The following is a 20561-nucleotide window of genomic DNA, read 5'->3' as shown; positions in this document are numbered from 1 at the left end:
AACCCGCACAGATCAGCCGCGCGCTTGGCCGGCACCGGACAATGCCGGGCGGACGGGGGCCGAACAAGACCGACCATTCCGCTCGCGGCGACGGGGCACCGCGCTCAATCTCGGCCTGCCCTATCCTGTTCGTTGCGGAGCCACCGATGAGTGAGACGATCGACTACGACATCCGCCGCAGTGCCCATCCGATCCGGTCGTGGATCGTGACCATGCTGCTGTTCCTGTTGCTGCAGGCCGCCGCGGTGCTGCTGGTCGGCTTCACGGCGCTGTTTCTCAGCATCACGCCGGGTTGGTCGGCCGAAGGCCCGCCAGCTCCGCTGACCAAGCCGCGCGACGCGCGCTCCGGCGCGCTGCTGTTCAAGTCCGACGCGGGCTATGCCGAGGCGCCGCGGCTCGGCATCGATGTCGACATCATCGTCTCCGGCCCAACGGCGCGGGCGCGCGTGACGCAGCTGTTCAGGAACACGAGCTCGCAATGGATGGAGGCGGTCTATGTCTATCCGCTGCCGCCGGATAGCGCGGTCGATACGCTAAAGATGATCGTCGGCGATCGCGTCGTGATCGGCGACATCAAGCCGCGCGAGCAGGCCAAGGTGATCTACGAGCAGGCCAAGCGCGACGGCAAGACCGCCGCGCTGACCGAGCAGGAGCGGCCGAACATCTTCACCAACTCGCTCGCCAATATCGGCCCCGGCGAGACCGTGCTGGTGCAGATCGAATATCAGCAGCCGGTGGCGCAGGTGGATGGCGCGTTCTCGCTGCGGGTGCCGTTGGTCGTCGCGCCGCGCTACAATCCCGCGCCGATCGTGCAGAGCGTCGACCTGCGTCCCGGCAGCGATGGCTGGAGCGCCGCAAGCAATGATCCGGTGCCGGACCGCGACCGCATCTCGCCGGAGGTGCTCGACCCCGCCAAGACCGATCCGGTCAATCCCACCAAGATCACAGTGCGGCTGCAGGCCGGATTCGCGCTCGGCGAGGTCAAGAGCCATCATCACCAGGTGACGATCGACAGCCCCGATGCGAAGACGCGGATCGTGACCCTGGCCGAGGGCGTGGCGCCGGCCGATCGTGATTTCGAGCTGACCTGGAAGCCGGCTTCTGTCGCCATGCCGTCGGTCGGCCTGTTTCACGAGCAGGTCGGCGATGCCGATTATCTGCTCGCCTTTATCACGCCGCCGGCGGTCGCGGCGTCAGCGCAGCGCCCGCAGCCGCGCGACGTGATCTTCGTGATCGACAATTCCGGCTCGATGGGCGGCACCTCGATCCGCCAGGCCAAGGCCAGCCTGCTTTATGCGCTGGGACGGCTGCAGCCCAATGACCGCTTCAACGTGATCCGCTTCGACGACACGATGACGGTGCTGTTTCCATCCTCGGTGCCGGCCGACGCTGAACATGTCGGCAGCGCGACCAGCTTCGTGAGCGCGCTCGAGGCGCGCGGCGGCACCGAGATGGTGCCGGCGATGCGTGCGGCGCTCACCGACGACGGCAGCGACAGCGACCGCGTGCGCCAGGTGGTGTTCCTGACCGACGGCGCCATCGGCAACGAGCAGCAGCTGTTCGAGACCATCACGGCGATGCGCGGCCGCTCGCGCATCTTCATGGTCGGCATCGGCTCGGCGCCCAACACCTACCTGATGACGCGCGCCGCCGAGCTCGGCCGCGGCGCCTTCACCCCTATCGGCTCGGTCGAGCAGGTCGAGGAGCGCATGCGTGACCTGTTCGCCAAGCTGGAGAATCCGGTCGTGACTGGCCTGACCGCCACGTTTTCCGAAGCCTCCGCCGACCTCACACCGGCTGTGCTGCCGGACGTCTATCGCAATGAGCCGCTGGTGCTGGCCGCCAGGATCGACCGTCTCGCCGGGTCGCTGCAGCTCAAGGCGCGGATCGGCGATCAGCCATGGACCATCACGCTGCCGCTCGCCGGCGCCGCCGCGGGCAAGGGCCTGTCAAAACTGTGGGCCCGGCGCAAGATCGGCGATGCCGAAGTGGCGAAGACGATGCGCCAGATGACGCCGGAAGAATCCGATGGCGCCATTCTCAGGCTGGCGCTGGACCATCAGCTGGTCACGCGCCTGACCAGCCTCGTCGCCGTCGACAAGACCCCGCGGCGCCCCGACGGCGAGCCGCTCAAGCTCGCCGAGCTGCCAATCAACCTGCCGGCCGGCTGGGACTTCGAGAAGGTGTTCGGCGAGCGCAGCCGGATGCCGGGCGTGCCGAAGGAGCGCCGTGCCGAAGCGGATGGCGACGTCCAGTTCGCCGCGCTGAAGCGGCCGGTCGTGCCGACGGCGCCGGCCACAATCACCCTGCCGAAGACGGCGACGAATGCCGAGCTGAGCATGCTGCTGGGGCTCGGAATCCTGATGCTGGAACTGATTTGGCTCATCGCTATCCGGCGACGGACAGCCAACTAAGGGGCACTGTCGATGCGAGCGCAGCGAAGCAATCCAGGAGCTGCGTCCACGACTCTGGATTGCTTCGTCGCTTCGCTCCTCGCAATGACGAAAGGAGAGAGGATGCCCCGCTGTGTCGTCCCGCTCGTAGTCGCGCTGGTTGGCCTCGCCCTCTTCGGCCACGGCGCCCTCATCCATGCCAAGGCGATGGTCGCGCAGGTGCTGCTCGACAGGGCCTTCAGCCAGACCATCGCCACCGGCCATTCCGTCAAGCCATGGTCATGGGCTGACACCGTCCCGGTGGCGCGTATCGACGTGAAGCGACTCGGCGTCTCCACCATCGCGCTGGCCGGCTCCAGCGGCCAGGCCTTGGCCTTCGGCGCCGGCCATGTCGAGGGAACAGCGGAGCCGGGGGAGCGCGGCATCGCGGTCTTTTCCGCGCATCGCGACACGCATTTCCGCTTCCTGCGCGACGTCAGGATCGGCGACGAGATCGAGGTCGTCAGGCGCGACGGCAAGACTTTTCGTTACCGTGCCGACGCGTTCAGCATCGTCCGCTTCGATGCCTCCGGCATCGATCCGACGACGGACAATCCGGAGCTCGTGCTCTCGACCTGCTGGCCCTTCGATGCGCTGACACAGGGGCCGGAGCGCTACGTGCTGCACGCCACGCTGATCGCCGCGCGATGAACGAGCACGGCCAGCCAAAGGGAACCAGGCGCCGGATGAGCATTTGTCAGCCCGCCTGCTCCGTGAGATGATACGGCGGAGTCAGTCAGGCTCACATTCCAAGCGCTTCCGCCATGCATTCCCAGATCCAATATCTGCCGATCACGCCCGCCTTCTTCGCGATCCTGGTGCTGGCCTTCGGTGCGCTGATCGTCCTGATCCAGCTCGGCATCCTGCGCTACGCCTATATGAAGCTCGGCGTCAGCTCGGGCACCGCAATGCTGCTGCTGTTGGGATCGCTGGTCGGCAGCTATTTCAACATCCCGATCACCATGCTGCCCGGACCGGTCGCCCGCTCCGGCGAAGTCATCGACTTTTTCGGCATGCAATATGTCGTGCCGCTGGTGCATCAATGGCCCGGCACCCTGCTCGCGGTCAATATCGGTGGCGCCGTGATCCCGACCATCATGTCGACCTATCTCGTGCTGCGCTACCAGCTGTGGCTGCGCGCTGTCATCGCCGTGCTGGTGATCGCGGTGATCATCCATGCCATGGCGACGCCGGTGCAGGGCGTCGGCATCGCCGTGCCGGTGTTCGCACCCGTCGTCGTCACCGCGATCCTGGCCTTCCTGCTGTCGCGCGAATATGCCGCGCCGCTGGCCTATATCGGCGGCTCGATGGGGACGCTGGTCGGGGCCGACCTGATGAACCTCGACAAGATCGGCAGCCTCGGCGCCCCCGTGGCCTCGATCGGCGGCGCCGGAACCTTTGACGGTATCTTCCTGACCGGCATTCTCTCGGTGCTGCTGGCCGGCCTCGCCGCCCCGTCCCGACCCGGGCTCGCGCGCTGAGCTTTCAACAGCGCGGCTTAACGGCTAAAATCGGCCGAGGCAGCGGCGGACACAAATGCGCGCGATCAATCTCATTGTTGGAACCCTGACGATCGCGGCGGTGGCGGCTGGCATCAGCGGCCTGCTGATCAAGCAGAAGTCGCGCATCGCCCAGCAGCGCAGCGTGATGCGGGTGGTGTTTGACGGCGGCTCGGCGGCCGGCCTGCGCAAGGGCGGCCCGGTCAATTTCGACGGCGTGCAGGCCGGACAGATCCTCTCGATCAATCTCGAGAGTCCGCGCCGGATCGTCGCCATGATCACGCTCGACAAATCCGCGCCGATTCGCAAGGACACCACGGCCGGCATCGAGTTCCAGGGACTCACCGGCATCGCCGCGATCTCGCTGGTCGGCGGCGCACCGACGGCGCCGCCGGTGCCGCTCGATCACGACGGCGTGCCGGTGCTGACAGCCGATCTCAAGGACCAGGAGACGATGGTCGAGACGGTGCACAACATCGATAAATACGTCGTCAGCAACGCCCCGGCGATCAAGGAGGCGCTGCAGAGCTTCCAGTCCGAAACCGCCGCGCTGCAGGAGAAGACGGCAGCAATCGACGCCGCGATCGACAAGGCCGAGGACATCTTCAAGGGCTTCGACACCCTGGTGACCAAGATCGACGGCACCATTCCCGGCTTCGCGGACGGCAATCCCGGCCAGCTGTTCGACCAGATCAAGTCGATGCGCGAGCTCGTCGACAGCTTCAAGCGCAAATCCGCCAAGGTGATCGACGACAGCCGTAAGACGCTGGTCGACATCAGCGACGGCGCGAATGCGATGAGCGCCAAGTTCGGCGGGCAGCCCGCACCGGGACCGCGCCGCGTGCCCGCGTCACGCTGAGGGACGGCGCATCGCGCCGCCCATGGCTTTCACTCAGTGGCTGATCATCCATGGCCGCGCCGTGGGAAAGCCCTTGGCGCCGCTCTTGGATTTGGTCATCAGCCGCGGCGACTTCTTCGGCGAGCAGCAGCCGCAGCCCGGCCCGTGCTTCGCCTTGTATTCTGCGAGCGTCTGCGGCGCGTGGCGGCTGCGTTCGTTGGTGGCATGCGCCGTGCGCCGCTCCGCCGGCATGCAGGCGAAGGCGGGCGCGGTGAGGATCACGCGCGGCGCCATATCTGCACATTGCGGGCAGACCTGCGGATCATCACATTCGGACATCGGTCGCATGTCGGTGAACGGCCCGCATGCATCACAGAGATATTCGTAAACCGGCATTGTCTCGTCTCCTGCGCAACGATCGTCTCCAAGTCCCGCGCGGCGGATGCGGGGCGGCAAATCCGCTGCCGTCCCGCACCCATCGCGCAGGGAGAAGAATTACTTGTCCGGCGAGATCGGCATCTGGATATCGCCCTTGATGTGCTTGATCGGCCCGGCCGCCGACGGCATCACGTCGAAGTCGAAGATCTCCGTTGGCAGCCAGAGCGTCGCGCAGGCATTGGGCACGTCGACGACACCGGAGATGTGACCCTGCACCGGCGCGGTGCCGAGGATCGAGTAGGCCTGGGCGCCCGAGTAGCCGAACTTCTTGAGGTACTCGATGGCGTTGAGACAGGCCTGCCGGTAGGCGATGTGGACGTCGAGATAATGCTGCTTGCCGGCCTCGTCGACCGAGATGCCCTCGAAGATCAGGTAGTCGCGATAGTTCGGCGTGATCGGCGACGGCTTGAAGATCGGATTCTTGATGCCGTATTTGGCCACACCGTCCTTGATGACGTCGACCTTGATGTGCAGCCAGCCCGCCATCTCGATGGCGCCGCAGAAGGTGATCTCGCCGTCGCCCTGGCTGAAATGCAGGTCGCCCATCGAGAGACCGCCGCCGGGCACATAGACCGGGAAGTAGATCTTCGAGCCACGCGACAGGTCCTTGATGTCGCAATTGCCGCCATGCTCGCGCGGCGGCACAGTGCGCGCGCCCTCGGCGCCGATCTTGGCCTTGACGTCGCCCTTGGCCTGGCCGGCGTGGGCGGTCGGCGCGAATGGCGGATTGGCGAGGCCCGGCACGCGGGTCGGGTTGGTCGCAATCAGCGCGGTCTCGCGCTCATTCCAGGTCGCGAGCAGCTTCGGATCGGGCAGACAGCCGATCAGGCCGGGATGAATCAGGCCGGCGAAGTTGACGCCGGGCACGTGACGCGACGAGGTGTACAGGCCCTTGATGTCCCAGATCGACTTCTGGGCCAGCGGGAAGTGATCGGTCAGGAAGCCGCCGCCATTCTGCTTGGAGAAGAAGCCGTTAAAGCCCCACAGGCTCTCCTTCAGAGGACCGACATCGAGCAGGTCGACGACCAGGAGGTCGCCGGGCTCGGCGCCCTTGACGCCGATCGGACCCGAGAGGAAGTGCACGATCGACAGGTCGATGTCGCGCACGTCATCGGCGGAGTCGTTGTTCTTGATGAAGCCGCCGGTCCAATCATAGGTCTCGATGATGAAGTCATCACCGGGATTGACCCACTCGACCATCGGAATGTCCGGGTGCCAGCGGTTGTGCACCTTGTCGTTCTCGTAGGCCGACTTGGTGAGATCGACCTTGATCAATGTGTCTGGCATCAGAAGCTCCCCTTTTACCTGCTTGGACGGAGTGGTTAGACGGACAGATATTTCGAGACCTGCGCGGCATCGACCTGATCGCGCGGATCGTCACGGACGATCTCGCCGTTCTCGATCACCAGCACGCGGTCGGCGATGTCGAGCGCGAAGCTCAGCACCTGCTCGGAAACGACGATCGACAGTCCCTTCTCGTCGCGGATGCGCTTCAGGGTGCGCGCCATCTCCTTGATGATCGACGGCTGGATGCCCTCGGTCGGCTCGTCGAGCAGCAGCACCTTCGGCTTGGTGGCGAGCGCGCGCGCGATCGCGAGCTGCTGCTGCTGGCCGCCGGAGAGGTTGCCGCCGCGGCGGCCCTTCATCTCCAGCAGCACCGGAAACAGCTCATAGATGTCACCGGGCACCTCGGACTCGCCGGAGACGACGAGGCCGGTCTCGATGTTCTCCTTGACCGTCATGGTCGAGAAGATCATGCGGCCCTGCGGCACATAAGCGAGTCCCTTGGCGACGCGCTCATAGCTCTTCAGCCCGGACAGCTCGGTGCCGTTCATGTCGATGGAGCCGCTCTTGGACGGCAGGATGCCCATCAGCGATTTCATCAGCGTGGTCTTGCCCATGCCATTGCGACCCATGATCGCGACGATCTCGTTGGGCGCGACTTTGACGTTGAGGCCATGCAGCACCTCGCTCTGGCCGTAGGCGACATGGAGATCGGAGATTGCGAGCATCACGCCTATTCCCTGTTCGTTGCTTCGACGAGCTGTCTGTTCTCCCCTCCCCCTTTCGGGGAGGGGTTGGGGGTGGCTCCGGGCGAGACCGCCGTTGTGGACCCCCACCCCCGACCCCTCCCCGCAAGGGGGAGGGGGGCGCAGCGAGGGTGTGGATGGACTGATGTCTCGAACATCGGCTCAATGCCCGAGATAGACTTCGACGACCTTGGGGTCGTTCTTGACCTTGTCCATCGTGCCTTCGGACAGGATCTGTCCCTGGTGCAGCACCGTCACTTTGTGAGCGATGTCCTCGACGAACTTCATGTCGTGCTCGATGACCAGCACCGAGCGGTCCTTGATGATGCGGTTGAGCAGCTCGGCGGTCTTGGCGCGCTCGCTGACGCTCATCCCGGCGACGGGCTCGTCGAGCATCAAGAGGTCCGGGTTCTGGATCAGCAGCATGCCGATCTCGAGCCACTGCTTCTGGCCATGGCTGAGCTCGGCGGCCGAGGTCTTGAGACGATCCTTGAGGAAGATCATCTCGGCGACCTCCTCGACACGATCCTGCACGGTCGCATCGCGCTGGAAGGTCAGCGAGCCGAATACGGTGCGGCCGCGCGGGAACGAGATCTCGAGATTCTCGAACACGCTGAGATCCTCGAACACCGAGGGCGTCTGGAACTTGCGGCCGACGCCGGCCTTGACGATCTCGTTCTCGCGCAGCTTGGTCAGCTCCTTGCCGCGAAACTGGATCGAGCCGGAGGTCGCTTTGGTCTTGCCGCAGATCAGGTCGAGCACCGTGGTCTTGCCAGCACCGTTCGGGCCGATGATGACGCGGATCTCGTTCTCCTCGACATAAAAGGAGAGATCGTTGACCGCCTTGAAGCCGTCGAAGGAGACGGTGAGCGCCTCGACCGCGAGCAGGAAGTCCTTGGGCTGATGACCGATGAGCATCGCTGTGTCCTCACTCTGCGGGGGCGCCGTTGGCGACAAGGCCGCCATTGCCGGATTTCTTGCTGCGCGACGCCAGCAGCCGGTCGATGCGCGGCTGCACATAATCGCCCCAGATGCCGGCGAGACCGTTCGGGAAAGCGAGGACGACCGCGATGAAGAGCGCGCCGAGGCCAAACAACCAGAGCTGCGGGAAGGTCTCCGACAGGCTGGTCTTGGCGAAGTTGACCAGCAGCGAGCCGTAGACCGCGCCAAAGATCGACAGCCGGCCGCCGACCGCGGTGTAGATCACCATCTCGATCGAGGGCACGATGCCCACGAAGGACGGCGACATGAAGCCGACCTCGAGGGTGAACAGCGCGCCGCCGACCGCGGCAAAGACCGCCGCCGCACAGAAGGCGAAGATCTTGAAGTTGGCGACGCTATAGCCGGAGAAGCGCACGCGATCCTCCTGTTCACGCATCGCCACCAGGATACGGCCGAGCTTGGTCAGGCGGATGAACTGCGCCACCAGGATGGCGACGAACAGGAAGAACACCTCGACGAAATAGAGGATGTACTTGGCATGATCGGTACGGATGTCCCAGCCGTGCAAGGTGCGGAGGTCGGTAATGCCGTTGATGCCGCCGGTGTAACCCTGCTGTCCCACGATCAGGATCGTCATGATGGCCGCGATGGCCTGGGTGATGATCGCGAAGTAGACGCCGCCGACCCGCCGCTTGAACATCGCCGCGCCGATGATGAAGGAGAAGATCGCCGGCACCAGGATGATTGCCGCAAGCGCGAATGGAAAACTCTGGAACGGCTTCCAGAAGAACGGCAGCTGGGTCAGCTGATTCCAGTCCATGAAGTCGGGGATGCCAGGCGTCGACTGGATCTTGGTGTTGGCGACGCTTGAGGCCTCCAGCTTCAGGAACATCGCCATGCAGTAGCCGCCAAGGCCGAAGAACACGCCCTGCCCCAGGCTGAGAATGCCGCCATAGCCCCAGCACAGCACCAGGCCGATCGCGACGAAGGCATAGGTCAGATATTTCGCGACCAGGTTCAGGCGGAACACATCCAGCGCCAGGGGCAGGATGACGACGAGCAGGAGCAGCAGCGAGACGAAGCCGATGAGTTCTGATCGGTTGAAAAAGCGCGAGTTGATGATCATGGCCGTGCTTTCTTGTTGGACTGCCGGAGCTGGCTCATTTGCGGACCTTGAGGGCGAACAGCCCCTGCGGCCGCATCATCAGGATGGCGACGATCGCCAGCAGCGTCAGCACCTTGGCCATCGAGCCGGACATGAAGAACTCCATGGTCGACTGCGCCTGGGAGATGGTGAAAGCCGACGCAATGGTGCCGAGCAGGCTGGCGGCGCCGCCGAACACGACGACCAGGAAGGTGTCGACGATGTAGAGCTGGCCGGCGGTCGGACCGGTCGAGCCGATCATCGTGAAGGCGGAGCCGGCGACGCCGGCGATGCCGCAGCCGAGGCCGAAGGTGTAGCGGTCGACCTTCTCAGTGTTGATGCCGACGGCGCCGGCCATCACGCGGTTCTGCACCACGGCGCGGACCTGGCGACCCCAGCGCGACAGGAACAGCACATAAGCCACGACGATCGTGATCAGGATGGTCAGGCACATCACGAACATGCCGTTGATCGGGATCTGGATCGCATCGGTGGCCTGCCAGGAGCCCATCATCCACTCCGGCAGCTCGACGCCGACCTCGCGGGCGCCGAACACCGAGCGATAGGCCTGCTGCAGGATCAGGCTGAGGCCCCAGGTCGCGAGCAGCGTATCGAGCGGCCGCTTGTAGAGCCGTCGTATCATCGCCCATTCGACCAGCATCCCCAGGGATCCGGAGGCGATGAAGGCCAGCGCCATCGCGACGAAGAAGTAGCCGGGAAACAGCGCGGGCAGGAAACTCTGGAAGGCGTTCGACGTCATCCAGGTGACGTAGGCGCCGAGGATCATGAACTCGCCATGCGCCATGTTGATGACGCCCATCTGGCCGAAGATGATGGCAAGCCCCAGCGCCATCAGCACATAGACCGAAAACAGGATAAGGCCCGCGAAGCCCTGCATCGCGAAGATGGCCCCGAGGTCACCGATGGAATAGTCACCGAACATGATCCGTCCTCTCGTGATGCGGGCTGGAAAGTGGATCGGCTCGCGAAGTCTGACTCCACGACCGGGATCTTTCCCTCCCCCCTTGTGGGGGAGGGCTAGGGAGGGGGTCCCCACGACGAGCTGCGGGTGCGATCCGCCCTCCCCCCCCCCCACAAGGGGGGGAGGGAGCGCACTTCTTGTGCGGCGACAACGTCGCTTCATGGGCTCATCGCAATGAAGCGCGAGGCGCCAGACTTACTGATAGCCCTTCGGGAACGGATCGGGCTCGACCAGATCGGCGGTCTCGTAGATCAGCTCGTACTGACCGTCCGCCTTGGCACGGCCGACGCGGGTCTTGGACCAGAGATGGTGGTTCTCGTGGATCCGCACATAGCCTTCCGGCGCACCCTTGAACTCGATGCCCGGGGAGGCGGCGGCGACCTTGTCGACATCGAAGCTGCCGGCCTTCTCCACCGTCAACTTCCACAGCCACGGACCGAGATAGGCCGCCTGGGTGACGTCGCCGATGACGGTCTTCTCGCCCCACATCTTCTTGAACGCCGAGACGAATGCCTTGTTGTTGGCGTTGTCGAGCGACTGGAAGTACTTCATGCAGGCATAGGCGCCGGCGATGTTCTCACCGCCGATACCGTCGATCTCGTCCTCGGTCACGGAGATGGTGAGCAAGGTCTGCTTCGACATGTCGATGCCGGCCGCCTTGAGCTGCTTGTAGAACGCGACGTTCGAACCGCCGACGATGATCGCGTAGATCACGTCCGGCTTTGTCAGCTTGATCTTGTTGATCACCGAATTGAACTGGGTGTGGCCGAGCGGGAAATATTCCTCGCCGACGACCTTGGCGCCCTGCAGATGTCCCTCGATGTGCTTGCGCGCGATCTTGTTCGAGGTGCGCGGCCAGATGTAGTCGGAGCCGAGCAGATAGAAGGTCTTTGCCCCCTTGGTCTTGTTGACCCAGTCGAGGCCGGCGATGATCTGCTGGGTGGCTTCCTGGCCGGTGTAGATGACGTTCTTGGATTGCTCGAGGCCTTCATAGAAGGTCGGATAATACAGCATGCCGTTGTACTGCTCGAACACCGGCAGCACCGCCTTGCGCGAGGCCGAGGTCCAGCAGCCCATGACGGCGGCGCACTTGTCGTTGACCAGGAGCTTCTTGGCCTTCTCGGCGAAGGTCGGCCAGTCGGACGCGCCGTCTTCCTGGATATACTTGATCTTGCGGCCGAGCACGCCGCCGGCGGCGTTGATCTGCTCGATCGCGAGCTTCTCGGCCTGCACCGAGCCGGTCTCCGAGATCGCCATGGTACCGGTGACCGAATGCAGAATGCCGACCGTCACCTCACTATCAGTGACTGCAAGTCCGGTCGTGTTGACAGCAGAGGTTGCGGGGCCGGCGCCAAACGACGGCCGCGGCAACATCGTCAGCGCCGGGAGAGCTGCCATTCCCATCAGCAATTGGCGCCGAAGCGGCGACTTCAGGCCTTTTTCAGTTTCGTCTGACATGAGCACCCCATTCATTGGTTCGAGGACACGCTTTGGGTCGGACGAAGGATGGCGCGCTTCCTGCACTGCACGGATACGCAAGATTGCGTATACTGCACCGCAAAAGCGCGACGTAGGCTCTACGCAGATCTTGCGAGGGGTGGGACAGAGCGTGCGGGACAACCGCTTCGCGGTCAGGAGTTCGAGAGTGGCAGGGCGGCAGCGGATCGACCGCGTCAGGCGCCAGTACAACCAGTGGGTCGCCAACCAGACGTTGGAGGACTACGCACTTCGTTTCACGGCCAAGAGCGCGCGGCGCTGGTCCGCCGCCCGCGTGGCCAACACCGCGCTGGGCGCGATCTCGTTCCTGGCGCTGGAGGCGATCGGAGGCACCATCACGCTGAACTATGGCGTGACCAACGCCACCGCGGCGATCCTCATCGCCAGCGTCATCATCTTCTGCTGCGGCCTGCCGATCGCCTATCATGCCGCCAAATGCGGCATCGACATCGACCTGCTGACGCGCGGTGCCGGCTTCGGCTATATCGGCTCGACCGTGACGTCGCTGATCTATGCGTCGTTCACCTTCATCTTCTTCGCGATCGAGGCGGTCATCCTGGCGTCTGCGCTGGAGATGTGCTTCGGTATCCCGCGGCCGGTCGGCTACCTGATCAGCGCGGTCGTCATCATTCCGCTCGTCACCTATGGCATCACGCTGATCAGCCGGTTCCAGCTTTGGACCCAACCGCTATGGGTCGTGCTGCACATCCTGCCGTTCGCGGCGATCGCCTATGCGAGCCCGCACTCCTTCGCCGAATGGCAGCAGTTCCCGGGCGAGCATGGCGATCCGGCCGGGCATCTCGACCTGGCGCTGTTCGGCACGGCCGCGGCCGTGGTGTTTTCGCTGGTCGCCCAGATCGGCGAGCAGGTCGACTTCCTGCGCTTCCTGCCGCGCGACCGCCGCACGTCCAGCCGGTCTTGGTGGATCGCGCTGCTCTCGGCTGGCCCGGGCTGGATCGTGCTCGGCGCGCTCAAACTGCTGGCGGGGTCGTTCCTCGCCTTCTTCGCCCTGAGCCACGGCGTGTCGGCAGAGCGCGCCGCCGAGCCGGCGCACATGTACCTCGAGGCGTTCCGCTACGTGCTGGCGCAGCCGGACCTCGCCCTCGCCTTGACCGGCACCTTCGTGATCCTGTCGCAGATCAAGATCAACGTCACGAACGCCTACGCCGGTTCGATTGCCTGGTCGAACTTCTTCTCACGGCTGACCCACAGCCATCCCGGCCGCGTGGTGTGGTTGGTGTTCAACGTCGTCGTGGCGCTGCTGTTGATGGAGATCGGCGTCTACAAGGCGCTCGAGCAGACGCTGGCCCTGTACTCCAACATCGCGATCTCGTGGGTCGGCGCTCTCGTGGCCGACCTCGTGATCAACCGGCCGCTCGGGCTGCGGCCGCCGCAAATGGAGTTCAAGCGCGCTCACCTGTACGACATCAATCCGGTCGGCGTCGGCGCCATGACCATGGCGACCATCGTCTCGATCAGCGCCTTCTACGGTCTGTTCGGGCCGACCGGAAAGGCGCTGTCGACCTTCGTCGCGCTCGGCGTTGCGCTCGTCACCGCCCCGGCGATCGCCTATCTGACAGACGGGAAATACTACCTGGCACGCAAGCCGAAGCGGAGCTGGCAGAACATCGAGCAGATCCAATGCTGCATCTGTGAGCATCATTTCGAGCCAGAGGACACCACCTCCTGCCCGGCCTATGCCGGCCCGATCTGCTCGCTCTGCTGTTCGCTGGACGCACGCTGCCACGATCTTTGCAAGCCGCATGCGCGCGCGCAGGCGCAGGTCGCCGCGGCGCTCAGCGGCATGCTGCCGCAATCCGTGCTGGCCAAGATCAACTCGCAGTTCGGGCATTATGTCGGCGTGTTTCTGACCTCCGCCGGGCTGGTCGCGCTGACGCTCGGCATGATCTATCTGGAAACATCCGCCGCATTGCCCGGCTTCAAGGGCATCATCTCCGACGTTCTCTGGAAGGTGTTCTTCGCCCTCTCCATCATCATCGGTGTCGTGACCTGGCTGTTCGTGCTGGCGCAGCAGAGCCGCCGTGCGGCCGAGGCCGAGACGCGGCGCCAGACCCAGCTCTTGATCCAGGAGATCGAAGCCCACAAGCGCACCGATGCCGAACTGCAGCGCGCCAAGGAGGTGGCGGAATCGGCGAACCTCGCCAAGAGCCGCTACGTGGTCGGACTCAGCCACGAACTACGCTCGCCGCTGAACGCGATCTCCGGCTATGCGCAGCTGCTCGAGCAGGATACGAGCCTCGCGCCGAAGCCGCGCGACCAGGTCCGTGTCGTCCGGCGCAGCGCCGATCATCTCTCTGGACTGATCGACGGCATTCTCGATATCTCGAAGATCGAGGCCGGACGGCTGTATCTGTCGCGCGACGAGGTGCGTCTCAGCGAGTTCCTCGACCAGCTCGTCGGCATGTTCCGGCTGCAGGCGGCAGCGAAAGGTATCGATTTCGTGTTCAAGCGTCCGGCCGTGCTGCCGCTTGTGGTCTACGCGGACGAGAAACGGCTTCGGCAGATCCTGATCAACCTGTTGTCGAATGCGATCAAGTTCACCCAGGAAGGCAGCGTCCAGTTCGTCGTCCACTACCGCAGCCCCGTCGCCGAATTCGAGGTGATCGATACTGGCCCCGGCATTCAGCCCGATGACCTGGAACGTATCTTCGCTCCGTTCGAGCGCGGCGCGCTCGGTGCGGCGCAGCCGCAAACGGGCACCGGCCTCGGCTTGACCATCAGCCGGCTGCTCGCCGGCGTGATGGGCGGCGACATCAAGGTGGAAAGCAAGGTCGGTCTCGGCAGCACGTTCAAGGTGAAGATCCTGCTCTCCGAGGTGACCAATCCGACGCGGCACGCGCCTGTGAAGGCGCCGGTCGCGGGTTATCTCGGCCCACGCAAGACCATCCTGATCACCGACGACGATCCCGTCCACCGCGACCTGCTGCGAGAGGTGTTGACCCCGCTCGGCTTCATTCTGCTCAGCGCACCCGACGGGCCGTCCTGTCTGGCATTGGCGCAGCACTGCCAGCCGGACCTGTTCATCCTGGACATCTCGATGCCCGGCATGGACGGCTGGACCGTCGCCGAGACCTTGCGCAGCAGCGGCCATCATCAGGCGCGCATCCTCATGACATCGGCGAGCGCGCTCGAGGCTCATGGACGCCCGCTGGCGCAGCCGTTCCATGACAGCTATCTGATGAAGCCAATCGACATTCCGCGGCTGTTGGAGGCAATCCGACAATTGCTGAAGCTCGATTGGAGCTATCAGACCGACATTCCCGTGGCACAGCCGCGCTGGCGGCCGGAAACCGGATCACGGCCGCCGCCGAGATATGTCGAGGAGCTGATGGGCCTCGGCCAGATCGGCTATATCAGGGCCATTCAGCTCAAGCTTGACGAGATCGGCAGCGCGCACCCCGAGCATGCCGACTTCGTCGCCCAGATGCGCACGCTGATCGACCGTTTCGACCTCGATCAGTACATGGCAACTCTGAAGACCCTGCACGCCTATGAGCACTGACAGCAAGAAGCGCGATGTCGCGCTGGTCGTCGACGACTCGCCGGAGACGCTGCGGCTGCTCACCGACGCGCTCGATGGCGCCGGCATGACGGTCATGGTCGCGCTCGATGGCGCGGCGGCGATGCGCATCGTCGACCAGATCACGCCGGACATCATCCTGCTCGACGCCGTCATGCCCGGCATCGACGGCTTCGAGACCTGCCGCAAGCTCAAGCGCGAGGCCGGCCTTTCCAACGTGCCCGTAATCTTCATGACCGGGCTGGCCGACACCGAGCATATCGTGCAGGGCCTCGAGGCTGGCGGCGTCGACTATGTCACCAAGCCGATCGCGGTCGAGGAAATGCTGGCGCGGATCCGCGTGCATCTCGCCAACGCAAGGATGACGCAGAGCGCGCGTGCGGCGCTCGACGTTTCAGGCCGCTTTCTGCTCGCGGTGAACCGCGAGGGCCGCTTGATGTGGGCGACCCCGCAGGCGCAGCGTCTGCTCTCCGACAGCCTTGGTACGGCCGAGGAGCTCGTGCTGCCGGACGCGTTGCGGCAATGGTTGGACCAGGCGCAGAAGGGCAAGGGCGGCACCAAGCCGATGGCGTCGGTCCCCGACCATCCGGAGTTGCGCCTGTACTACATGGGCGGTGCCGGCCCCAACGAATTCCTGCTGCGGCTCGCCAAGGAATCGTCGGGCGAGCTGCCGAAGGAGTTCTCCAGCGAGTTCGGTCTCACTGTACGCGAGTCGGAGGTGCTGTCCTGGCTGTCAAAGGGCAAGACCAACCGCGACATTGCGCAGATTCTCGGACTGAGCCCCCGCACCGTCGACAAGCATCTGGAGCAGATCTACGCCAAGCTCGGCGTCGAGAACCGCACCGCGGCAGCTGCAATCGCCACCGGCCTGACGCGGCGGGAGAGCTGAGGTACGTTCAGCGGTCGCTGACAACTCACAACGTCATCCCGTGCAAGCTTGTCGACGCGCAGCGTCGCCAGGCTTCGCCGGGATGGCACCGGATTTTAGCGCGCGACGGGGCACGACTGCGGCGGCTCACCCGTACACGAACGCCGGATCATCCAGATCGATGGCAGGAATCTGGTCCTTTTCGCTCCAATAGTCCTGGCTATGCTGCCATTCGGGCTTGTCGCCGCGCTTGGGCAGAAGATGCATGTTGCGCATCATGTAGCCCGGATTGAAGTTCTCCGGATCGATCCAGGGCAGCAGCGGCATGTTGTGGTCTTCCGGGCGCAGAGTCGGCGTGACCTTGTGCACACCCTTCTCCTTCATATGGGCGAGCAGTCGGCAGACGAAGTCCGCAACCAGATCGGTGCGCAATGTCCAGCTGGCGCGGAAATAGCCGAACACCCAGGCCAGATTTGGCACGCCCGTAAACATCATGCCGCGATAGGTGACGGTGTCGGCGAAGTCGAGCGGCCTGCCGTCGATCGTGAACGCGATGTCGCCGAGCACGCAGAGATCGAAGCCAGTCGCCGTGACAATGATGTCGGCCTTGAGCACATCGCCGGACTTCAGCTGGATTCCGTCTTCGGTGAAGCGCTCGATCTCGTCGGTCACGACGGAAGCCTTGCCGCTCTTGATGCCTTCGAACAGGTCGGCATCCGGCACGAACGCAATGCGCTGCCGCCACGGGCGGTAGGTCGGCGTGAAGTGCTTGGCGGTATATTCCGGTCCGAGGATCGCGCTGATCTGCCCGATCAGCTCCTTCTTCACCTGATCCGGCTCGCTGAGGCAGCGCTTGGTGAACCAATCCTGCTCGAACAGGATCTTGCGCCTGACGATCTCGTGGATCCACTCCTCCTTGACCTGCAATCGGCGCAGCTCCTCGGCCAGCTCGATGGCGTTGCGGCCGATGCGGAAGTAGGTCGGCGAACGCTGCAGCATGGTGACATGCGCGCATTTGCCAGCGATCGACGGCAGGATCGTTGCCGCAGTCGCGCCGGAGCCGATGACGACGACGCGCTTGTCCGCGAGATCGAGATCCTCCGGCCAGCTTTGCGGATGCACGATGCGGCCCCTGAACTTTGCCATGTCGGGCCACTCCGGCGTGTAGCCTTTCGAGTGGCGATAGTAGCCTTGGCACATCCAGAGGAAATTCGCCGTGACGGTGACGGGCTCCTGATCCGTGCCCTTCACCGCGTGAACCGTCCAGAGATTGGTCGCGCTGGACCAGCTGGCTGACAGGATGCGATGACCGTAGCGGATGTGACGGCCGAGGTCGTTCTCGTCGATCACGTCGCCCATATATTTGAGGATCTCTTCGGCCGTCGCGATCGGCGGTCCGACCCACGGCTTGAAGCTGTAGCCGAACGTATGCAGATCGCTGTCGGAGCGGATGCCGGGATAGCGATGCGTGCGCCAGGTGCCGCCAAAACTGTCCTGGCTCTCCAGGATGACGAAGCGGGTCTCCGGCATCTGCCTGGCAAGCTGATAGGCACTGCCGATGCCCGAGATGCCGGCGCCGACGATCAGCACGTCGAAATGTTCAGTCGCCTGAGAGGACGCAGCCTCCCGGATGGGCGCGATGACGTTCATTGTTGTCCTTGGACGGTTGTTGTTTCCTCGCGTAACAGGCTGAACCTGATCACGACAACGGTCAACCCGTCGCAGCGCGCCGCCTCATGGCGGCGATGCCGTCAATTTCCGCCGAGCGGCATGCCCCATTGCCGCGCGGTCTGCAGCACCCACTCGCGATACAGCGTGAGCGGCGTGACGCCGGTCATGCCGCCGCAGCCGTCGCCCAGATTTGGCCCGGTCGACCATGAGACCACGCCGATCAGGACCGGCCCCTGCGCCTGCGTCTCGAATGCAGGCCCGCCGGAATCGCCGGTGCAGCCGCCAAGGCCGGGCTTCGCGCCCTGCGTCGCCGGATCGACGAGCCGGATCTGCAACGTGCCCGGTCTGCCGGTCGCGACCAGCGGCGCGGCGCGCACCACGCCGCCGCTTTTGCCATCACCCGGAATCGCGACGCCGATGCCCGCGACCGTGAAGATATTGCCGGCCGCCAGCGGCGATTGCGGCACGCCCAGCACCGCCGCAACGCGCTCCGGCGCAGGAGCCGCCAACTCCAGCAACGCGACATCGGCCGTGGCGCGATGTGCGAGAATGGATTGCATGCTGAAGCCCGGATGCACAGCCACGCGCCGCACCGTCTTGAGGGCCGGCTTGCGCTCGCGATCATATTCCACGATGCGATAATCGACGCCCGGCTGCACGCAATGGCCCGCGGTCAGCACCAGCTTCGGCGCGATCAAGGCGCCGCTGCAGAAATTACCACGCGAGCCGACGATGGTGACGACGGATCGCCCGACGCCATCGGTCACAGCCGGCGCATTGCCGACGATGGCGGCGGCCGGGGAAGAGACCAGCAGGGCGGTGACAGCTGTGACGGCGAGGATCTTCATCGCGGCACACATAGCCGCTGGCGGCGATATCGCCAAGCGCGGCGTCCCATGATAGCGATCATCGGCAGATCGAGCGAGGATGAGAGTATCATGGTCGAGGCGGTGATCTTTGATTTCGGTGGCGTCATGACGACATCGCCATTCGAGGCGTTTGCGCGGTTCGAAAGAGAGCGCGGCTATCCTGCCGACATCATCCGGAACACCAACGCCGCCAATCACCTCGAGAACGCCTGGGCGAAGTTCGAGCGCGCCGAGATCGATCTGGACACGTTCGACCGGCTGTTCGCCGAGGAGTCGCTGGCGCTCGGCGGCGCCGCGGTCAGCGGCCGCGAGGTGCTGCCGCTGCTTGCCGGCGATCTCCGCCCCGAGATGGTCGAGGCGCTCCGCCGGATCAAGTCGGAGTGCAAAACCGGCTGTATCACCAACAATCTGCCGGCCAACGCGATCGGCAGCCAAAGCGGGCGCTCCTTCTATGTCGCCGAGGTGATGGCGCTGTTCGACCACGTCATCGAATCGGCCAAGATCGGTTTGCGCAAGCCCGATCCGCGAATCTATCAGATGATGATCGAGGCGCTCGGCGTCAATCCGACCGATTGCGTCTATCTCGACGATCTCGGCGTCAACCTCAAGCCAGCGCGGGCCTTGGGCATGACCACGATCAAGGTGATCAGCGCATCGCAGGCGATCACCGAGCTCGAGGCCGCGACCGGGCTCAGGCTCACTTAGTTCGCCGCGCTGCTCCGCTCCGGAAATGCCGCCGCCAGTGCCGCGCCGTCGGCCTGCAGGACGCCGCGCTCGGTGATCAATCCCGTCACCAGCCGGGCCGGGGTAACGTCGAAGCCGTAATTCGCCACTGGCGATCCCGGAGGAACGATCCGCACGGTCTCGATGCGACCGTCCGCCGTGCGGCCGGTCATCTCGGTGACCTCCTGGGCGCTGCGCTGCTCGATCGGAATCTGCCGCCCCTCGCCGACCGCGAAGTCGATCGTCGGCGATGGCAGCGCGACATAGAACGGCACGCCATTGTCGTAGGCCGCGAGCGCCTTCAGATAGGTACCGATCTTGTTGCAGACATCGCCATTGGCCGCGACGCGGTCGGTGCCGACGATGGCGAGATCGACCATGCCGTGCTGCATCAGATGGCCGCCTGTATTGTCGGGGATGACGGTATGAGCCACCCCGTGATGACCGAGCTCCCAGGCAGTGAGCGAGGCGCCCTGGTTGCGCGGCCGGGTCTCGTCGACCCAGACATGGATCGGAATGCCGCGATCATGCGCGAGATAGATCGGCGCCGTCGCCGTGCCCCAGTCGACGGTCGCGAGCCAGCCGGCGTTGCAATGGGTGAGCACGTTCACGACCTCGCCCGGCGTCTTGCGCGCCGCGGCCGCCTCGATCAGCGCGAGGCCGTGCTTGGCGATGCCCTGGTTGATCGTCACATCCTCGCCGGCGATGTCGACCGCGCGCGCATAGGCGGCGTCACGCCGCTCCGACGGCGCCAGCCGGCGCAGCATCGTGCGCATCGTGTCGAGCGCCCATTTGAGATTGATCGCGGTCGGACGCGTCGCGATCAGCATCTCATAGGCGCGGTCGATGCCCGGATCGGAGCGGTCGTCGCGCATCGCCAGCGCCATGCCGAACGCGGCGGTGGCGCCGATCAGTGGCGCACCACGCACCAGCATGCTGCGGATCGCGTCCGCCGCCTCCTCGCAGGTCGTGATCTTCGCCAGCACGAATTCATGCGGCAACCGGCGCTGATCGATCGCGCAGACAGACCAGCCGTCGGCATCGAGCCAGATGCTGCGATAATGCTTGCCGTCGACCTTCATCGCCC

17 protein-coding genes are annotated in these 20561 nt (G+C 64.7%); 7 read left to right on the top strand and 10 right to left on the bottom strand.

What is annotated here, in order from left to right:
• Positions 1 to 146 precede the first annotated feature (146 nt).
• From BBTA_RS03095 to BBTA_RS03080, 4 genes are all read left to right on the top strand, one after another.
• On the top strand, positions 147 to 2414 hold the full coding sequence (locus tag BBTA_RS03095) for a marine proteobacterial sortase target protein (RefSeq protein WP_012040983.1): 2268 nt from the start codon (positions 147 to 149) through the stop codon (positions 2412 to 2414).
• Positions 2415 to 2516: 102 nt separating this feature from the next.
• On the top strand, positions 2517 to 3083 hold the full coding sequence (locus tag BBTA_RS03090; RefSeq protein WP_012040982.1) for a class GN sortase: 567 nt from the start codon (positions 2517 to 2519) through the stop codon (positions 3081 to 3083).
• Between the two features lie 113 nt (positions 3084 to 3196).
• Entirely contained in the window at positions 3197 to 3913 is a 717-nt protein-coding gene (locus BBTA_RS03085) for a DUF1614 domain-containing protein (protein WP_012040981.1), read from the top strand.
• A gap of 55 nt (positions 3914 to 3968) precedes the next feature.
• The gene (locus BBTA_RS03080) at positions 3969 to 4790 is read left to right on the top strand and encodes an MlaD family protein (RefSeq protein WP_012040980.1); all 822 of its coding nucleotides are present in this window, start codon (positions 3969 to 3971) and stop codon (positions 4788 to 4790) included.
• A gap of 33 nt (positions 4791 to 4823) precedes the next feature.
• Here BBTA_RS03080 and BBTA_RS03075 read toward each other — a convergent pair whose 3' ends face one another.
• The 7 genes from BBTA_RS03075 to urtA all read right to left on the bottom strand — a co-directional run bounded on the left by BBTA_RS03075 (position 4824) and on the right by urtA (position 11763).
• Positions 4824 to 5165, bottom strand: coding sequence for a zinc ribbon domain-containing protein (locus BBTA_RS03075; protein ID WP_012040979.1), 342 nt, complete (start codon positions 5163 to 5165; stop codon positions 4824 to 4826).
• A gap of 99 nt (positions 5166 to 5264) precedes the next feature.
• The gene (gene fmdA / locus BBTA_RS03070) at positions 5265 to 6494 is read right to left on the bottom strand and encodes a formamidase (protein WP_009031409.1); all 1230 of its coding nucleotides are present in this window, start codon (positions 6492 to 6494) and stop codon (positions 5265 to 5267) included.
• A 35-nt stretch (positions 6495 to 6529) separates the two neighbouring features.
• Positions 6530 to 7219 carry an urea ABC transporter ATP-binding subunit UrtE gene (urtE, locus tag BBTA_RS03065; RefSeq protein WP_012040978.1) on the bottom strand — a complete coding sequence of 230 codons (690 nt, stop codon included), beginning with the start codon at positions 7217 to 7219 and terminating at the stop codon, positions 6530 to 6532.
• Positions 7220 to 7399: 180 nt separating this feature from the next.
• The gene (urtD, locus tag BBTA_RS03060) at positions 7400 to 8155 is read right to left on the bottom strand and encodes an urea ABC transporter ATP-binding protein UrtD (RefSeq protein WP_012040977.1); all 756 of its coding nucleotides are present in this window, start codon (positions 8153 to 8155) and stop codon (positions 7400 to 7402) included.
• A 10-nt stretch (positions 8156 to 8165) separates the two neighbouring features.
• The gene (urtC, locus tag BBTA_RS03055; RefSeq protein ID WP_012040976.1) at positions 8166 to 9305 is read right to left on the bottom strand and encodes an urea ABC transporter permease subunit UrtC; all 1140 of its coding nucleotides are present in this window, start codon (positions 9303 to 9305) and stop codon (positions 8166 to 8168) included.
• Positions 9306 to 9339: 34 nt separating this feature from the next.
• On the bottom strand, positions 9340 to 10266 hold the full coding sequence (gene urtB / locus BBTA_RS03050; protein WP_012040975.1) for an urea ABC transporter permease subunit UrtB: 927 nt from the start codon (positions 10264 to 10266) through the stop codon (positions 9340 to 9342).
• Between the two features lie 234 nt (positions 10267 to 10500).
• Positions 10501 to 11763 (bottom strand): urea ABC transporter substrate-binding protein, encoded by a 1263-nt coding sequence (gene urtA, locus BBTA_RS03045; protein WP_041751202.1) that lies wholly within the window; start codon positions 11761 to 11763, stop codon positions 10501 to 10503.
• Between the two features lie 187 nt (positions 11764 to 11950).
• Between urtA and BBTA_RS03040 the strand changes: the two genes are divergently transcribed.
• Together BBTA_RS03040 and BBTA_RS03035 are read left to right on the top strand one after the other, a co-directional pair.
• A complete protein-coding gene (locus tag BBTA_RS03040; RefSeq protein WP_012040973.1) occupies positions 11951 to 15325 on the top strand; it encodes an ATP-binding protein in 3375 nt (1124 codons plus the stop codon).
• Complete coding sequence (locus BBTA_RS03035; protein ID WP_012040972.1) at positions 15315 to 16232, top strand: response regulator transcription factor; 918 nt, start codon at positions 15315 to 15317, stop codon at positions 16230 to 16232. Before BBTA_RS03040 ends, BBTA_RS03035 begins: the two co-directional genes overlap by 11 nt.
• Before the next feature lie 126 nt (positions 16233 to 16358).
• Here the strand turns inward: BBTA_RS03035 and BBTA_RS03030 are convergent, their stop codons facing one another.
• On the bottom strand, positions 16359 to 17861 hold the full coding sequence (locus BBTA_RS03030; protein ID WP_012040971.1) for an NAD(P)/FAD-dependent oxidoreductase: 1503 nt from the start codon (positions 17859 to 17861) through the stop codon (positions 16359 to 16361).
• A gap of 101 nt (positions 17862 to 17962) precedes the next feature.
• Positions 17963 to 18730 (bottom strand): trypsin-like serine protease, encoded by a 768-nt coding sequence (locus tag BBTA_RS03025; protein WP_012040970.1) that lies wholly within the window; start codon positions 18728 to 18730, stop codon positions 17963 to 17965.
• Between the two features lie 87 nt (positions 18731 to 18817).
• On the opposite strand from BBTA_RS03025, the gene BBTA_RS03020 reads away from it, so the two are divergent.
• Positions 18818 to 19456 carry an HAD-IA family hydrolase gene (locus BBTA_RS03020; RefSeq protein WP_041751201.1) on the top strand — a complete coding sequence of 213 codons (639 nt, stop codon included), beginning with the start codon at positions 18818 to 18820 and terminating at the stop codon, positions 19454 to 19456.
• Here BBTA_RS03020 and mtnA read toward each other — a convergent pair.
• On the bottom strand, positions 19453 to 20556 hold the full coding sequence (mtnA, locus tag BBTA_RS03015) for an S-methyl-5-thioribose-1-phosphate isomerase (protein ID WP_012040968.1): 1104 nt from the start codon (positions 20554 to 20556) through the stop codon (positions 19453 to 19455). The genes BBTA_RS03020 and mtnA overlap by 4 nt on opposite strands.
• Positions 20557 to 20561: the final 5 nt, after the last annotated feature.

Origin of the sequence: Bradyrhizobium sp. BTAi1, from assembly GCF_000015165.1 — a bacterium.
GTDB classification, from domain to species: Bacteria; Pseudomonadota; Alphaproteobacteria; order Rhizobiales; family Xanthobacteraceae; genus Bradyrhizobium; species Bradyrhizobium denitrificans.
The sequence above is the reverse complement of the archived record's forward strand: the minus strand, read 5'-3'. Positions and strand labels throughout refer to the sequence as shown.

Coding starts and splice junctions, on each gene's coding strand:
- BBTA_RS03095 (WP_012040983.1), top strand. CDS start 147: ATGAGTGAGACGATCGACTACGACATCCGCCGCAGTGCCCATCCGATC.
- BBTA_RS03090 (WP_012040982.1), top strand. CDS start 2,517: ATGCCCCGCTGTGTCGTCCCGCTCGTAGTCGCGCTGGTTGGCCTCGCC.
- BBTA_RS03085 (WP_012040981.1), top strand. CDS start 3,197: ATGCATTCCCAGATCCAATATCTGCCGATCACGCCCGCCTTCTTCGCG.
- BBTA_RS03080 (WP_012040980.1), top strand. CDS start 3,969: ATGCGCGCGATCAATCTCATTGTTGGAACCCTGACGATCGCGGCGGTG.
- BBTA_RS03075 (WP_012040979.1), bottom strand. CDS start 5,165: ATGCCGGTTTACGAATATCTCTGTGATGCATGCGGGCCGTTCACCGAC.
- fmdA (WP_009031409.1), bottom strand. CDS start 6,494: ATGCCAGACACATTGATCAAGGTCGATCTCACCAAGTCGGCCTACGAG.
- urtE (WP_012040978.1), bottom strand. CDS start 7,219: ATGCTCGCAATCTCCGATCTCCATGTCGCCTACGGCCAGAGCGAGGTG.
- urtD (WP_012040977.1), bottom strand. CDS start 8,155: ATGCTCATCGGTCATCAGCCCAAGGACTTCCTGCTCGCGGTCGAGGCG.
- urtC (WP_012040976.1), bottom strand. CDS start 9,305: ATGATCATCAACTCGCGCTTTTTCAACCGATCAGAACTCATCGGCTTC.
- urtB (WP_012040975.1), bottom strand. CDS start 10,266: ATGTTCGGTGACTATTCCATCGGTGACCTCGGGGCCATCTTCGCGATG.
- urtA (WP_041751202.1), bottom strand. CDS start 11,763: ATGTCAGACGAAACTGAAAAAGGCCTGAAGTCGCCGCTTCGGCGCCAA.
- BBTA_RS03035 (WP_012040972.1), top strand. CDS start 15,315: ATGAGCACTGACAGCAAGAAGCGCGATGTCGCGCTGGTCGTCGACGAC.
- BBTA_RS03030 (WP_012040971.1), bottom strand. CDS start 17,861: ATGAACGTCATCGCGCCCATCCGGGAGGCTGCGTCCTCTCAGGCGACT.
- BBTA_RS03025 (WP_012040970.1), bottom strand. CDS start 18,730: ATGAAGATCCTCGCCGTCACAGCTGTCACCGCCCTGCTGGTCTCTTCC.
- mtnA (WP_012040968.1), bottom strand. CDS start 20,556: ATGAAGGTCGACGGCAAGCATTATCGCAGCATCTGGCTCGATGCCGAC.